11 protein-coding genes and 2 pseudogenes are annotated in these 15,027 nt (G+C 61.8%); 6 read left to right on the forward strand and 7 right to left on the reverse strand.

Annotated features, from left to right (window positions below; genetic code table 11):
* A pseudogene (locus CFR80_RS13730) lies at nt 1–160 on the reverse strand (IS5/IS1182 family transposase); the annotation flags it as partial.
* A gap of 46 nt (nt 161–206) precedes the next feature.
* Between CFR80_RS13730 and CFR80_RS13735 the strand changes: the two are divergent.
* Together CFR80_RS13735 and CFR80_RS13740 are read left to right on the forward strand one after the other, a co-directional pair.
* On the forward strand, nt 207–1,739 hold the full coding sequence (locus CFR80_RS13735) for an aldehyde dehydrogenase family protein (RefSeq protein ID WP_258367812.1): 1,533 nt from the start codon (nt 207–209) through the stop codon (nt 1,737–1,739).
* Nucleotides 1,740–1,936: 197 nt separating this feature from the next.
* Entirely contained in the window at nt 1,937–3,217 is a 1,281-nt protein-coding gene (locus CFR80_RS13740) for an NAD(P)/FAD-dependent oxidoreductase (protein ID WP_010516039.1), read from the forward strand.
* A gap of 32 nt (nt 3,218–3,249) precedes the next feature.
* Here CFR80_RS13740 and CFR80_RS13745 read toward each other — a convergent pair whose 3' ends face one another.
* Nucleotides 3,250–3,900, reverse strand: a complete 651-nt coding sequence (locus CFR80_RS13745) for a TetR/AcrR family transcriptional regulator (RefSeq protein ID WP_048856538.1) — start codon at nt 3,898–3,900, stop codon at nt 3,250–3,252.
* A 318-nt stretch (nt 3,901–4,218) separates the two neighbouring features.
* Between CFR80_RS13745 and CFR80_RS13750 the strand changes: the two genes are divergently transcribed.
* Nucleotides 4,219–5,427 carry a lipase family protein gene (locus tag CFR80_RS13750; RefSeq protein WP_110507533.1) on the forward strand — a complete coding sequence of 403 codons (1,209 nt, stop codon included), beginning with the start codon at nt 4,219–4,221 and terminating at the stop codon, nt 5,425–5,427.
* A gap of 140 nt (nt 5,428–5,567) precedes the next feature.
* Here the strand turns inward: CFR80_RS13750 and CFR80_RS13755 are convergent, their stop codons facing one another.
* The 4 genes from CFR80_RS13755 to CFR80_RS13770 are packed head-to-tail and all read right to left on the reverse strand — an operon-like array spanning nt 5,568 to nt 11,887.
* Nucleotides 5,568–7,004, reverse strand: coding sequence for a TolC family protein (locus CFR80_RS13755; RefSeq protein WP_029329701.1), 1,437 nt, complete (start codon nt 7,002–7,004; stop codon nt 5,568–5,570).
* Nucleotides 7,004–8,131 carry an ABC transporter permease gene (locus CFR80_RS13760; RefSeq protein WP_010516045.1) on the reverse strand — a complete coding sequence of 376 codons (1,128 nt, stop codon included), beginning with the start codon at nt 8,129–8,131 and terminating at the stop codon, nt 7,004–7,006. The genes CFR80_RS13755 and CFR80_RS13760 overlap by 1 nt, the downstream gene beginning before the upstream one ends.
* A gap of 4 nt (nt 8,132–8,135) precedes the next feature.
* Nucleotides 8,136–10,904 carry a ribosome-associated ATPase/putative transporter RbbA gene (gene rbbA / locus CFR80_RS13765; RefSeq protein ID WP_010516046.1) on the reverse strand — a complete coding sequence of 923 codons (2,769 nt, stop codon included), beginning with the start codon at nt 10,902–10,904 and terminating at the stop codon, nt 8,136–8,138.
* Nucleotides 10,901–11,887 carry an HlyD family secretion protein gene (locus tag CFR80_RS13770; protein ID WP_010516047.1) on the reverse strand — a complete coding sequence of 329 codons (987 nt, stop codon included), beginning with the start codon at nt 11,885–11,887 and terminating at the stop codon, nt 10,901–10,903. Before CFR80_RS13770 ends, rbbA begins: the two co-directional genes overlap by 4 nt.
* Nucleotides 11,888–12,263: 376 nt before the next feature.
* Here CFR80_RS13770 and CFR80_RS13775 point away from each other — a divergent pair, with 376 nt between their 5' ends.
* Nucleotides 12,264–12,935: a TetR/AcrR family transcriptional regulator gene (locus CFR80_RS13775; protein WP_232275923.1), complete on the forward strand. Its 672-nt coding sequence runs from the start codon at nt 12,264–12,266 to the stop codon at nt 12,933–12,935.
* A 45-nt stretch (nt 12,936–12,980) separates the two neighbouring features.
* On the opposite strand, the gene bfr is transcribed toward CFR80_RS13775, so the two are convergent.
* Nucleotides 12,981–13,469: a bacterioferritin gene (bfr, locus tag CFR80_RS13780; RefSeq protein ID WP_010516049.1), complete on the reverse strand. Its 489-nt coding sequence runs from the start codon at nt 13,467–13,469 to the stop codon at nt 12,981–12,983.
* 300 nt (nt 13,470–13,769) lie between these two features.
* Here bfr and CFR80_RS13785 point away from each other — a divergent pair, with 300 nt between their 5' ends.
* Nucleotides 13,770–14,705: an AEC family transporter gene (locus CFR80_RS13785; RefSeq protein ID WP_010516051.1), complete on the forward strand. Its 936-nt coding sequence runs from the start codon at nt 13,770–13,772 to the stop codon at nt 14,703–14,705.
* Nucleotides 14,706–14,867: 162 nt separating this feature from the next.
* Nucleotides 14,868–15,027, forward strand: a pseudogene (locus CFR80_RS13790) (IS5/IS1182 family transposase); the annotation flags it as partial.

Consider the following 15,027-nt stretch of genomic DNA (forward strand, 5'->3'; position numbering starts at 1 on the left):
TGACCACCTCGCGCATATCCGTCGTGCGAGGGCGACCGCCCCGTTTCGCAGGGGGCACAAATGGCACGATCAAAGCCCATTCCCCGTCCATCATATCCGATGGATATCGCAGTCCTTCCCGGCTATGTTCACGTCGGGCAATACCAGTCCATGTCACCATTCACTCCATCTCTTCGTAAAGACGGATGAATCACAACAGGCTGGTATTGTTCAAAAACTTTCGGATCAGGCTCTCAGATAGCATATCAGCAGCCCCCCCGTTCAAGGCCCGTTATGGCAACTACATCGGCGGCAAGTGGGTTGCCCCGGTTGAAGGTCATTACCTGACCAATACATCCCCCGTGGATGGTCGCGTGCTGTGTGAAGTTCCCGCTTCCACCGCAGCGGATGTGGAGCTGGCACTTGATGCCGCGCACAAGGCGAAGGCCGCATGGGGCGAGATGGCGCCGGCCGACCGCGCGCTGATCCTGCTCAAGGCAGCGGATGTCATGGAAAAGAACCTCGACCTGCTTGCCCGGGCCGAGACATGGGACAATGGCAAGCCCATCCGTGAAACCCTGACCGCCGACATTCCGCTGGCCATCGACCATTTCCGTTACTTCGCCGGCTGCATCCGCGCCCAGGAAGGCACGCTGAGCGAGATCGACGCCACCACCATCGCCTACCATTTCCACGAACCGCTGGGTGTCGTGGCCCAGATCATTCCGTGGAACTTCCCGCTGCTGATGGGTTCGTGGAAGCTGGCCCCCGCACTGGTCGCCGGTAACTGCGTGGTCATGAAGCCTGCCGAAAGCACGCCCGCTTCCATGCTGGTGCTGATGGAACTGATCGGTGACCTGTTCCCGCCCGGCACGCTGAACATCGTCAACGGTCTGGGCAAGGACGTGGGTGCTGCCCTGTCCAACAGCGACCGTATTGCCAAGATCGCCTTCACCGGCTCCACCCCGACCGGCAAGATGATCGCGCATGCCGCTGCCGAACACCTGATCCCGGCTACGCTGGAACTGGGTGGCAAGTCGCCGAACATCTTCTTTGCCGACATCATGGACCATGATGACGACTATCTGGACAAGGCGATCGAAGGCTTCACCATGTTCGCCCTTAACCAGGGCCAGATCTGCTCCTGCCCCAGCCGTGCGCTGGTTCATGAATCGATCTATGAGAAGTTCATGGAGCGCGCGCTGCCCCGCATCAAGGCGATCCGCCAGGGCAACCCGCTGGACCCCAACACCATGATGGGTGCCCAGAACTCCCACGGTCATCAGGAAAAGATCCTGTCCTACATCGACATCGGCAAGGGCGAAGGTGCCCAGCTGCTGACCGGTGGCGGTCGTCCGGATCTTGGCGGTGACCTGAACAACGGGTGCTACGTGCAGCCGACCGTGTTCAAGGGCAACAACAAGATGCGCATCTTCCAGGAGGAGATCTTTGGCCCGGTTCTGGCCGTGACGACCTTCAAGACGGAAGAAGAAGCGCTGGCCATCGCCAATGACACCCCCTTCGGCCTTGGCTCGGGTGTATGGAGCCGCGATGCAAACACCTGCTATCGCATGGGTCGCGGGCTGGAAGCCGGCCGCGTCTGGATCAACTGCTATCATGTCTATCCTGCGCATGCGGCATTCGGCGGGTACAAGAAGTCCGGTATCGGCCGTGAAACCCACAAGATGGTGCTTGAGCACTATCAGCAGACCAAGAACATGCTGGTCAGCTACAGCGACAAGAAGCGTGGCTTCTTTTGATCCGCTGACGCGGTGAAAATCGCACAGCCCTGATGGGCAGGGGGCGGCCGGGCCGGTTTTTCCGGCCCGGCCGTCCGGTGTCGTACCCCATATGGGCAGGGTAAGAGGATATGGGTTGTTTTTGATTTATCATGCATGCGACAGGGTGTGTCCCACAGGGGCCGGGGCGCTGTGCGGCAGGGTTGGAGGGACGTAGGATGGCACAAAAGTTTCGGGTCGTTATTGTTGGGGGTGGCGTTGCCGGACTGGCGCTGGCAACCCGTCTGGGTAATTCCATCGGCAGGTCGGGCCGGGCGGAAATCACACTGGTGGACAAAAGCTTCGCCCATGTGTGGAAGCCCATGCTGCACTGCTTTGCCGCAGGCACCGCCGCGAACGAAAATGACCGTATAAGCTTCCTTTCCCAGGCCAGCCGCCACCATTTTGATTTCTGGCCCGGTGAGATCTCGGGCATGGATCGCAAGGCCAAGACCATCACGCTGGCCCCGGTTGTCGAACCCACGGGCGAGGTGATCCTGGATGAACGCAAGCTGGAATATGACGCGCTGGTACTGTCCATCGGCAGCCGCGCGAATGATTTCGGCACCCCGGGCGTTGCCGAAAACTGCCTGTTCATTGACAACCTTGTCGATGCCAACGGCTTCAACGACCGTTTCCGCGCGGAACTGCTTAAGGCCTTCGGAAATAACGAGCAGCTTGACATCGCCATTGTCGGCGGTGGCGCCACGGGCACGCAGCTTGCGGCCGAACTGCACAAGGCGCTTGGCCTTGCTTCCCTCTATACGTTTGGCAAGAAGCCGCCCAAGCTGAACATCACCCTGCTTGAAGCGGGTCCGCGCATCCTGCCGGCCTTCCCCGAGGCCGTGTCCACTGCGGCGCAGAAGGAACTGGAGGCCATCGGCGTCAAGGTACAGACGTCCGCCATGGTCAGCGGCGCGGATGACAAAGGCTTCATGCTCAAGGACGGCACGCGCATTCCCGCGACACTGCGTGTCTGGGCGGCAGGTGTGAAGGCACCCGATGTCACGCGCAAATTCGGTGAACTGAAGCTGTCGCGCTCCGGCCAGCTGGAAGTCCGCCCGACATTGCAGCTTGTGGAAGACGACAACATCTTCGCCATGGGCGACTGTGCCTTCATTGCGGAAAAGCCCGTGGCCCCCACTGCGCAGGCGGCCCGCCAGCAGGCCCACCATCTGGCCCGTTACATGCCCGCATGGATCAACGGTCGTCCGATGCCGGCATTCGCCTTTCATAACAAGGGTGCGGTCGTAGCTCTGGGTGATTACAACGGCTGGGGAACCTTCCCCGGTGGCAAGGTATTCGGTGGTGGCTGGCTGCGTGGCATCAGTGCGCGCATGGTCCATCTAATGCTGTATCGCCAGCATCAGTTCGAAATCTACGGCACGTTCCGCGGCCTTATGTCCTGCCTTGTTGACTGGCTGGACGTGTTTGTTCGTCCGTCCGTGCGCCTGGACTGACGCACGCGGTCCTTTTTACCGCTGCCTGCCCGTCAGGCAGCGTCTTCTTCTGGCCCGTCGTCGTCATGACCGGGCCAGAGTGACGCCTGCAGTTCGTATGTTTTCTGCAAAAGCGGCACCAGCGCGGGCCGGCCCTTCAGCCGGATCCATTCATCCAGCGCCGTACGGAAAATGGCGATACCGCCCCGCGCCATAAGGCGCGCCGCCATGCGGCGGTTCCTGCGTTCGGTGATCCGCTTCGCCAGCCCTTCCGCCAGACAGTCTTCCCACTTGCCATATTTCTGCAGGCTGACGGTCTGAAGCGAAGGCGTCTTTTCAATCAGATAGACAAAAGCATAGGTATCCTGCCGGTTCGCCGCGATCCGGGGCACCAGTGATGTAAAGGCATGCATCATCGCATCCGCCGGGTGCATGTCGGCAGGGCAGGTCGCCAGCGCATCATTCAGCGTCTGGGTCATGCCCCGCGTCCATGCCAGCACGATATCCCCCTTGGTTTCGAACATGCGGAACAGGGTGCGGCGTGACACTTCGGCGGCGTCAGCAATTTCGTCCACCGTGGTCTGATCATACCCCTGGGCGGAAAACAGCCGCATCGCCTCGGCAATCAATGTGGTGCGCGCGCGTGCCTGCTTACGTTCACGCAGGCCCGGCTTGGGGGAAAGGGTGGGGGCGACGGGCTTCATTCAATCTCCTCTTGTCCGGGTCATCATGCAGCAGCGCATCGTGAACATTCAAGACGCGAGAAAATGGTGGCTCCTGTCCGGCATGGGCGTACGTGCCCATCATGCCCGTAACATTGACAGGCAATGGGTTCTGCCACGAGTATCGGATCATGTCGAGCCAAGGGGGCGGAAGGGCGTCATGTCCCTTCATCTGCACGCAACGGTCCCGCCCCGTTCATGCCTGCCTGCGGCGCAAGGCCGGACAGCGCACGAAATGTCCCGGTACATATTTGGTCACGTGGACTGTGTCAGGCGCCAGCCTGCCATCTTTCCACCCGGATGGAGAGTGTCGTGTTACGTGCGTCGTATAAAAAAGCTGTGTTGACTCTTCTGCTGGCCGTAACCGGCGCAACCTCCGCTGTGGCGGCGGGTGACCTGTCCCGGCCGGTGCAGGCAGGCCCGACGCCCGGACACATGATTGAATCCACGCCACTGGCGCCCGCCCTGGGACTGCCGGGGCAGGGGGCGGCCTATCATATCCTGTACACATCAACCGATGGCGTGACGGGCAGGGGCACGGTTACTGTGTCCGGTGCTGTCTATTACCCGTCGGGCAGGCCACCGGCGGGGGGATGGCCCGTTGTCGCGTGGGCGCATGGTACGGTTGGCAATGCCGATCGGTGCGCCCCGTCCGTCAATGTCCATACGCCACGTGATACGGCCTACCTGTCGGCATGGCTGAAGCGGGGTTTCGCCATTGTCGCTACGGATTACGAAGGGCTGGGCACGCCGGGGCCGCACCCGTACCTCAATACCCGTGTCGAGGCATTTGGCGTGCTGGACTCCGTGCGGGCGGCACTGGGCAGCCTGCCCAACCTGACCGACCGGGTCATGATTGTCGGGCAGTCGCAGGGTGGGGCAGCGGCTTTTGCATCCGCGGGGTACGCGCCCCTCTACGCGCCTGAAATCAATATACGGGGTACGGTTGCAACTGGCGTGCCCTATATGTCGCCCGCCGTCATGCAGACGCTGCCTGCGGTCGCCATGGCGTCCACGTTCCGTCCTGATCCGCTTGCGACATATGTCCTGCTGATGGCGGCGGGTGAAGCGGGGATTGATTCGCATGTCCGACCCGAAGATGTCTTTACTCCGCAGGCCATGCCGTTTTACCGGATGGTGGACACTACATGCGTTTTCCAGCTTGAAGACGCGGTGAACAGGGCGGGCCTGACCACGGCCGCCATCCTGCGGTCGCAGGCGGTCCGGCTTCTGGCTCCGGTGTTCCAGGCCATGATGTACCCGACACTCAAACTGTCACGCCCGGTCTTTGTTGGAACCGGTAGCGAGGACCGCGACGTGGCGACGTCCGGGCAGCTTCTGCTGGTGCATGACGCCTGTGCCGCGGGCAGTAAGGTGGAGGCCCATCTCTATAAGGGGCTGGATCATTCCCGAACCGTTCTGGCCTCCTTGCCGGATTCCGCAATCTTTACGCAAAAGGTCATGACGGACCAGCCGGTTTCCAGCATCTGCTCGCCGGTTCCGCAATAATGGCGTGGTAATGCGCCGGGGCAGGAACGTGGCGTGTATCCTGCTTTCCCGTCTGTAAAGACGTTTCTGGCAAAGCTTTTTTTCACACAGGGCCAGAAAGTGCCACCTGTGGCAATAAAGGCGCCGCCGGGAGACTTTAGTTATTTGCGGACTTCCACGCCTTCCTGCTGCCAGCCCCCGCCCAGTGCGCGGGCAAGCTGTATGGTGGCGGTCGTGCGGGCGTCCTGATTGCTCAGGACGCTGGCCTGTGCATCCAGTGCTGTCATGCGCGCGCTCAGCACATCGCCAAACGTGCGTTGGCCACCTGTGTACAGCCCCATCATGTCACGGGCGACCTGTTCGGCCTGATGCTGCGCCCGGGTCAGGTCCGTATCGCGGCCATCAAGGCTGAGGCGGTTTTCATACCCGTCCTCGACTTCCGCCAGGGCATGCAGGATGCTGTTGTCATAGCCTGCCACCGCTGCATCCAGCCGTGCGCTGGCGGCATGTATGCGGGCCTGTATGCGGTTGGCGGTAAAGATCGGCAGGTACGTGGTCAGCGCGATCAGTCCCCCCGTGCCCGACAGGCCGGGAATGCCGTCAAAGCGCAGCCGTCCGTCTCCGCCAAAGAATTCCAGGCCGAAACGGGGCAGCAGGTCGGTTTTCGCACTTTTCAGCCGGTTGAGAGCCGCATCCACCTGATCCCGCCGGGCACGGATATCGGGGCGACGCTCCAGCACGGTATCGGGCATCTGTCCCGCCGGTGCCGGGGGTACGTAATAGGTGGGCGGCGGCGTAAGCGCGGGCAGCCCTTCGGGTACCTGACCCGACAGCACGGCCAGTCGCCTGCGCACAAGGTCAAGCTGGGCCACCAGCACCGGCCTGCGCGCCTTCAGGTCAGACAGTTTCTGGTCAACGCCCATCACGTCCGCCGCCGTTGCCTGCCCGGCGGTAAAGCGTGCCTGGGCATAACGGCGTAGCTGTTCAAGCATGCTGATGCTGCGGTCGGTCAGGGCGATCTGGCGCTGCACTCCCTGCGCCTGCAGGTAGTCACTGGCTGCATCGGCGGCGATGACCATCTGCACGCCGTGGAAATATTCTTCTTCCGCCTGCATGCCCGCCTTTGCGGCCTTCACATCCGCATGGCGCCCGCCAAACAGGTCCGGTTCCCATGATGCGCCAATACCGGCAAGATGCCCGTCGGTGCCAGGATCACCGCTGGTGGGCAGGGCGCTGGGGTTGCGCCAGTACATGCCGCCACCCATCATGTTTCCCGTCGCGCCCACGGTGGGATACAGCGCGGATTTTGCGACCGTATGCATCGCACGCGCCTCACGCACGCGATCACGCGCAATGCGGATGTCGGGACTGGCGGCAAGGGCCGCGTCCACCGCCTGCACCAGGGCCGGGTCATGCCATGCTTCCCACCAGCGTGTCAGGTCTGTTGATGGGACCGTGGATGCGGGGGCCTGTGAAAACTGTCCCGGTACCACGACGTGCGATGCCGGTGTGCGCGTGTGGAATGGCGAACATCCCGCCAGCCCCACGGCCATTGCAACGCCCCCCACGCAGGCGACCCGTGCCAATCTGTTCCTCATTATTCCTGCCTTGCCAACATGGATCTGAAGCGCGCGAGCGCAAATACAAGAAAGACAATCCCCGTCACGGTCACGGTCAGCAACGGCTGGATGATCGCCCCCAGCCCCGCATCGCGGTACAGAATGGCCTGTGACAGGTTTACGAACTGCGTGGTGGGCAGGAAGCGCACCACCACCTGCATGGCGGGGGGCATGCTTTCCACTGGCGTTGCCGCCCCCGACAGCAGGTACGCCACCGCATAGACCGGCACGACCAGCAGCCCGAACTGCGGCATGGTGGGGGCAACCGTCGCCAGCATGATACCCAGCGCCGTGGCCGAAAACAGGTACAGCAGCGAACACGCGGCAAACAGCGTGATCGATCCCGCCAGAGGCACCCCCAGCCAGACATGCACCACCAGCCACAGGGAAATGATGGCCCCCACGAAAATGACCAGCCCGTTGGTGACGATCTTGGCCACCGCGATCTCGCTGGCCGTGACGGGCATGACCAGCAGGTGTTCCAAGGTGCCATGTTCGCGTTCGCGTATCACCGCCGCCCCCACCAGCACGATGGACAGGATGGTGATGTTGGTCACGATCTGCATGACCGAGGTAAACCATTTCGATTCACTGTTGGGGTTGAAGCGGATACGGCTGGGTGCGGTAAAGGGGATCTGGTCCACCAGTGCGGGCGCATGCAGCATGTCGGTAACTTCCGCCAGCATGATTTCATTCAGGTACGCCGTGCCCAGTCCCGCCTGCGTCATGGCGGTGGCGTCCACCCGCAACTGTATGGCGGGCATGCGCCCGGCCATGACGTCGGATTCAAAATTGGGCGGGATGTCGACCACGAAAATGTAGTCGCCCTCATCCATGCCATGCAGGGCCTGCGCGCGGTCCACCAGCACGGGGGGCTTGAAATAGGGTGGCAGCACCGCGTCGCGCATCCGGCGTGACAGGGCGGAATGGTCTTCATCGATAAAGGCGATGGTGGCGTTGGAGACCTCCACCTTCACCCCGTTGGCCACCAGCAGCACGCCTGCGGAAAACGCAAATACGATCAGCCCCAGCAGCACGCGATCATGCATAAGGCTGCGTAGTTCCTTGCTGCACAGAAGACCCACATTGACCAGCCAGCGCATCATGCCGTCATGCTTCCTGTTTTTTCAGCAGCAGGCGGGCCGCCAGCATATAGACGGCCCCGAAGGCAGCCAACGCGAGATACATGGGCCAGAAGCTGCTGATCCCCAGGCCCTTGGTAAAACAGCCAAGGCTGATCAGCTGGTACCATGATGCCGGAAAGCCCAGTCCCACGATGCGGCTGATCCCTGTCAGTGTTGACGCGGGATATAGCAGCCCCGAAAAATTGACCGCCGGGATCAGGCAGATGATGGACGTGCCGAAAATGGCTGCGACCTGCGAGCTGACAAAGGTCGAGATCAGCAGGCCAAGCCCGGTGGCCGACAGCACGAACAGGACACCCCCCACCGTCAGCGCCAGCAGCGAGCCCTTCAGCGGCACGCCCATGATGATCACGGCCACCGCCACCAGCATGAAGTAGCTGATCGTCGCCAGCGCCACATACGGCGCCTGCTTGCCCATGAGGTACTGCCCGACCGATGCAGGGGAGGCATACAGGTTGACGATCGACCCCACCTCCTTTTCACGCACCACGCCCAGCGCGGTCAGCATGGTCGGGATCAGGATCAGCGCCAGCATGATGACGCCGGGGGTCATGGCGTAAATGCTGCGGAATTCCTGATTATAGGAAAAACGCGGCTCGATCGTGATGGGTGTTGCCGGTCCCCGTGGCAGTTCCTGCCCCAGCGTGGACGCATATTCCCCAAGTACGCCGGTGACATAGGCGCGCACATTTGCCGCAAGGAAGGGAACCGCGCCATCAATGATCACACCCACTTCCGGCCTGCGTCCCGCTTCCATGTCGCGCGCGAAGCCTGCGGGAATATCCAGCGCCAGCTGGACGCGCCCGTTGCGGATGGCGCAGTCCAGCGTATCGGCATCGGCCACGGGTGCCCGTTCATGGAAATAGGCCGAGCCGCGGAAACTGTCGATCAGCTGGCGGCTGATGGTGGTCCGGTCATGGTCGCTGACGGTAAAGCCGACCCCTTCCACATCGAACGAAATGCTGGATGCCGCAACCACCAGCAGGATCAGCGGCCCGAGCAGCGCGCAGGTCAGGCGCAGCCGGTCGCGCAGCAGTTCGACTGCCTCGCGCCGGGCGAAGGCCCATGCCCGTGGCAGCCAGCTTCCGCCCACCCGGCCAAGGCGGGTGGCCAGCGTGCTGCTGACGCCGTGCCACCATGCGCGCGTGGGCGTGGCCGGTTTTGGCGGCGGGGTCTGCGCGTCGGTCGCGGCCTCGGCATCTTCCAGATAGGCGATGAAGGCCGCTTCCAGATTCGGCGCCCCGCGTTTCTTGACCAGTTCGGCCGGCGTGCCGACCGCCAGAACGTGCCCCCGGTGCATGAGCGAGATCCGGTCACACCGCGCCGCTTCGTTCATGAAGTGGGTGGACACGAAAATTGTCACATGCCCTTCACGTGACAGGCGGATCAGGTGCCGCCAGAACATGTCGCGCGCGGCGGGGTCCACGCCCGAGGTCGGTTCGTCAAGGATCAGGATTTCGGGGTTGTTGATGCACGCCGCCGCCAGCTGCAGTCGCTGGCGGATACCCAGCGGCAGGGATGCGGGGCTGACATCGGCATAGGGGCGCAGTTCAAACGAATCAAGCGACTGTTCGACCGCCTGCGCGGCCCTGCCTGCGGGCATGCGGTACAGCCGCGCCTGCAGCATGAGGTTCTGCCGCACGGTCAGTTCCTCATACAGCGAAAACGCCTGCGACATGTAGCCGATGCGCATGCGGGTTTTCATGTCGCCCGCCGTGATCTGTTCCCCGAACAGCTTTGCCGTGCCGCTGGTCACGTCCAGCAGGCCGGTCAGCATCTTCATGGTCGTGGACTTGCCGCAGCCGTTGGAGCCGAGGAAGCCGAAAATCTCGCCCCGGCTGATGGTGAAGCTGACATCGCTGACCGCCGTGAAACTGCCAAAGCGGCGGGTCAGGTGTTCGGCCTCGATCGCGGGTGGCCCGCCGGGATCGGTATAGGGCGGGATGACGAAACCGCTGGCCTGCTGGCGCTTGTTATCGGGCAGCAGCGATATGTAGGCATCTTCCAGTGATGTGGTGTGCGTACGTTCCAGCACGCTATGGGTCCGGTCACTGATCAGGACCCTGCCGCCATCCATGGCCACCAGCCACGAAAACCGCTCCGCCTCGTCCATATACGCGGTGGAGACGATGACCGTCATGGACGGCCGTTCCTTGCGCAGTTGGTCCACCAGTGTCCAGAACTGCTGGCGTGACAGCGGATCGACGCCCGTGGTCGGTTCATCCAGGATCAGCAGGTCGGGGTCATGCACCAGCGCGCAGCACAGGCTGACCTTCTGTTTCATGCCACCCGACAGGTGGCCTGCCGCCCGGTCGGGGAAGGGGGCCAGACCCGTGGCGTCCAGCAGGCGCTGGATGCGCGCGTCACGCGCCTGCGCGTCCAGCCCGAACAGGCGGGCGAAGAAATCGATGTTTTCCCAGACAGACAGCGTGGGGTACAGGTTGCGGCCCAGCCCCTGTGGCATGAAGGCGACACGTGGCAGGAACGCCTCACGCGCGCGGCGGTCCCCCATATCCGACCCCAGTACGTTCAGCGTGCCGGCCTGCAGCCGCCGCACCCCCGCGATCAGGCCCAGCAGGGTGGACTTGCCCACCCCATCCGGCCCGACAAGACCGATGGTGGTGCCCGCAGGCAGGTCGAGCGTCACGTCATCCAGCGCCGTGACCGTGCCATAGCGGTGCGTAACCCCCGTAATGGTGATGCCTGCCGGGTTATGCGGCGTATCGGCGGTCATTGCGGGGCATCGGCTACATCAAGTGTCGCGGGCCAGCGGGCCGACGGGTCGGTGCGCACATACCCGTCGCCTGTCATGCCCGATTTCAGCACGTCGCCATAGTGCCGGGCCGTTTCGGGGGAGACACGCAGTTTTACCCGATAGACCAGCTTGTCCCGCTCGGTTGCGGTTTCGACATATTTGGGCGTGAACTGCGCTTCGGGCGAGATGAAGGATATCGTGGCCGGGATCACCTGCTGGTGCAGGGCGTCAAGTGCAATACGCGCCTGATCCCCAACGCGCAGCCGTCCGGCCTGCTGCGAGGGGAAGAAAATGGTCAGGTACATGTCCGTCGGGTCCAGCAGCGAGGCCACGCGCCCGCCGCCGGGCAGCACGGCGCCCTTTTCCACGATGCGGTATTCGATCCGGCCCGCCACCGGTGCGCGGATCGTCATGTCATCATCGGCGGAGGCCGCTTCCGTCACCTGTGCCTGCGCGGCATCCACGGCCGCCTGTGCTGCGTCCACGGCCCGGCCCGCGGCATCGGCGGCGGCAGTCGTGGTGTCGAGGTTTGTCTGGTGCTGCGAAACTTCCATGTCGGATACCAGATGCTGGCGGAACATGGTGCGGGCATGGTCAAGGTCAAGCTGGGCAAGATGCTGGGCCGACAGGCGCGCGTCATGTTCCGCTCCCGCGCGGGCGACGTCGGCCTGTGCCGCACGCAGGCGCGCGCGCGCCGCATCGACCTGTGCACGCGCGGTGGTATCGTCCTCACGCGCCAGGACCTGGCCGCTGGCGACCGTATCCCCTTCGTGGAAATCCAGTTCGGTGATACGGCCGGGATACTTGACCGCCACATCAATGCGGGCCAGTTCCAGCCGTCCGTTGGCGCGTGCCAAGCCCGCGGGCAGGTCGCCGCGGTGCTGGACGACATACCATCCCGCCCCACCAACCGCCACGATTACGGCAACACCCGCGCCAATCGCTGCATCACGCCACTTCATGCTGCGGCACCTTCCGGCTGTCCCGCGCAGGTCGTATGCAAATGAAATGACGCGATCATGAATCTTTCCTCAAAGGTCAACACGGGCAGCCCTGCCGTTACGGGGTATATGCGATGAAAAAGTAAGGTCATGCATTGATCCAGAGGCGGATATCTGAACTTTTCGACGGGAAAATCACACCCGGGCTGCTGGGAAGGCGGAAGATATTGGGAATTCTAATATGTATACGCATAAGTGTATTTTAAATTTAAAAAAGAAAGCAACCCGAAAAATATCCCATACGGTGTATTTTACACTCTGGCATATGCCATGTGTGCGTTATGCGCGGCCCGTGTAACGGGGCCGGTCGTCAGTGCAGAAGGAAAGCAGCAGCAGGATGCCAGGCAAGGAACACACTCGTCCCGGTCGTATGGGACGTCCGTCCATTGCGGAGGCCGCGACATTGTCCGAACGGATTGTGGAGGAAGCCGTCCGGCTGTTCTTCGATCAGGGATTCAGGGCGACCAGCGTAGACATGGTGGCGGATGCGGCGGGGGTTACGAAACGTACCCTTTACGCACGGTACCGCAGCAAGGCCGTGCTGTTTGAAGCCGCCGTCAGCGCCACGATTGACGTGCGGCTGGATGCGCTGGCGCTGCTGATGCCAGCCGACGGGGATATCCGGTCGCGGCTTGTTTCAGTCTGCACGCTGCTGCTGGACTGGCTGCTGACGGACCGCAGCGTGGGGATGTACCGCGTGGTATCCGCCGAAAGCCGGCAGTTTCCGGCCCTTGCCCGCAATATTCATTCACACGGCGCCCGCAGGGCTGCCGGCCTGATTGGTGATGTCCTGCACGAAGGTGTGCGCAAAGGGGAAATCGAAATTGACGATATCGGTTTCGCGGCGGATTACCTGACGGCTGCGGTAATCCAGTACCCGTTCCAGCAGGCAGTTCTGGGGCTGGTCGCGGCAAGACTGGATGATGCCACGCGCCACCATATCGATCAGGCCGTGGAACTGTTTCTGGCCGGAACGCTGCCCCGCGGCCGATGGGCGGGGCAGCCATAGGCCGGCCACACTTCCCGTAAGGAAAGCGTGGCCCGGTTTCCCCGGTTATTCCTGATCGGGGGCAGGGGCGGAGTTGAGCTGGATGTAACGCTCGATCCCGACCTGACGGATCAGGTCGAACTGACGGTCGAGGAAGTCCTCATGTTCTTCCTCGTTGACCAGGATCTTGAGCAGCAGGTCGCGGGAGACGAAGTCGCGCACGCTTTCGCAGTAGGCGATGCCTTCGCGCAGGTCGCCAATGGCCTTTTCCTCAAGCTTCAGGTCGCATTTGAGGATTTCCTCCACGTCCTGTCCTACCAGGATCTGGTTGTAGCGCTGCACGTTGGGCAGGCCACCCAGATACAGGATGCGCTCGATCAGCCAGTCGGCGTGGCGCATTTCCTCGATCGATTCCTCATATTCCTTCTTGCCCAGCAGGGTCACGCCCCAGTGGCGCAGCGTGCGGGCATGCAGGTAATACTGGTTGATGGCCGTCAGCTCGTTCGTCAGCTGCGTGTTCAGGTGTTCGATAACCTTGGGATCTTTGATCGGCATGGCGTGACTCGCTGTCATATATGGTGCAGGATACGATATATTGAATGTAACCTGGAGTTGTAAATCAAAAATTATTATATATCAGTGCATTAATAATGATAATTCTTATTCTCAAAATATTTGGGCATGTCTTTTTTTCACCCGTCCGTCATCGCGACATTTCCATGGGAATGACGTCCGGGGACAGGGCATGCGCCTGATCGTTACGGTCGCCGGTGAATCCAGCGGTTTTCTTTCATCATGCATGCCGGGTAATCCCTGCTGCGCCTGATTTCTCAGCTACAGGGTCGTCTCGCTGTCATGCTTTCCACCATCATTGCCGCCATGCTGCCCCTCATCGTGGTTTTCCTGCTGGGGTATCGTGCCGGATGGCACCATGATTTTACGGGGGAGCAGGTATCGGTCCTCAACCGGATGGTCATGCAGTATGCCTTTCCCCTCAACCTGTTTGTCGGGATTGCGGGGATGCCGCGTACCATTCTTGCGGGGCAGTTGCCGCTGGCGGCATCCGTATTCCTGATTATGTGCGGCAGTTTTGGCGTGGCATATGGCCTGTCGCGTCATGTGTTCCGACGGGATGCCGCGACAGCCACCCTGCAGGGACTGGCGATGGGGGCGCCGTCGGTTCCCTTTATCGGGTCGGCCATGCTGCCGGTACTGGTGGGCCATGCCAGCACCGCCGTCGCGATTTCGTCGGCCGTATTTGCCATGGTGCTGGTCCAGACGCCGGTCTGCATGGTCATGCTGGCCAAAAGTGCGCATAAGGGACCATCGGAGCAGGCCCGGCTTGTGCCGCAGATCATCGCGTCATTCCGCGAACCGATCGTGTGGGCCCCGATTGTTGCGACCCTGCTGGTGGTATCGGGCATTCACCTGCCGAAATCACTCCTGAACGCCGGGGAACTGCTGGGTAATACGGCGGCGGGGGTGGCGCTGTTTGCGTCTGGTATTGTCCTGTTCCTGCAGCGGGTATCGGTGACGTTGCCGGTTGTTGTCACGGTGGCGGTCCGTAATATTGTCATACCGGCTGTATCGTGGCTGCTGCTGACCCTGCTGGGCCTGTCGCATGAGGTTATCCGGACGGCCGTCCTGTCGCTGTCCATTCCGGTGGGAACGGTTGTTGTCATTCTTGCCGTGCGGTTCGGGACAGATGAACAGGAAGCCGCGTCCACCCTGTTCCTGAGCGCCGTGGTGTCGGTGGTGACAATGGCGCTGTTTATAGCCTGCGTGGGGTAATGGCAGAAAACCGCCTTGAAATTCCTCTTAAACCCCCGGAAAGCCTTTGGTGAAACTTTTTGAAAAAAGCTTCGGGAAAGGTTGTCTTAGAGCCTGATCCGAAAGTTTTTGAACAATACCAGCCTGTTGTGATTCATCCGTCTTTACGAAGAGATGGAGTGAATGGTGACATGGACTGGTATTGCCCGACGTGAACATAGCCGGGAAGGACTGCGATATCCATCGGATATGATGGACGGGGAATGGGCTTTGATCGTGCCATTTGTGCCCCCTGCGAAACGGGGCGGTCGCCCTCGCACGACGGATATGCGCGAGGTGGTCA

The organism is Komagataeibacter oboediens, assembly GCF_003207815.1.
GTDB classification, from domain to species: Bacteria; Pseudomonadota; Alphaproteobacteria; order Acetobacterales; family Acetobacteraceae; genus Komagataeibacter; species Komagataeibacter oboediens.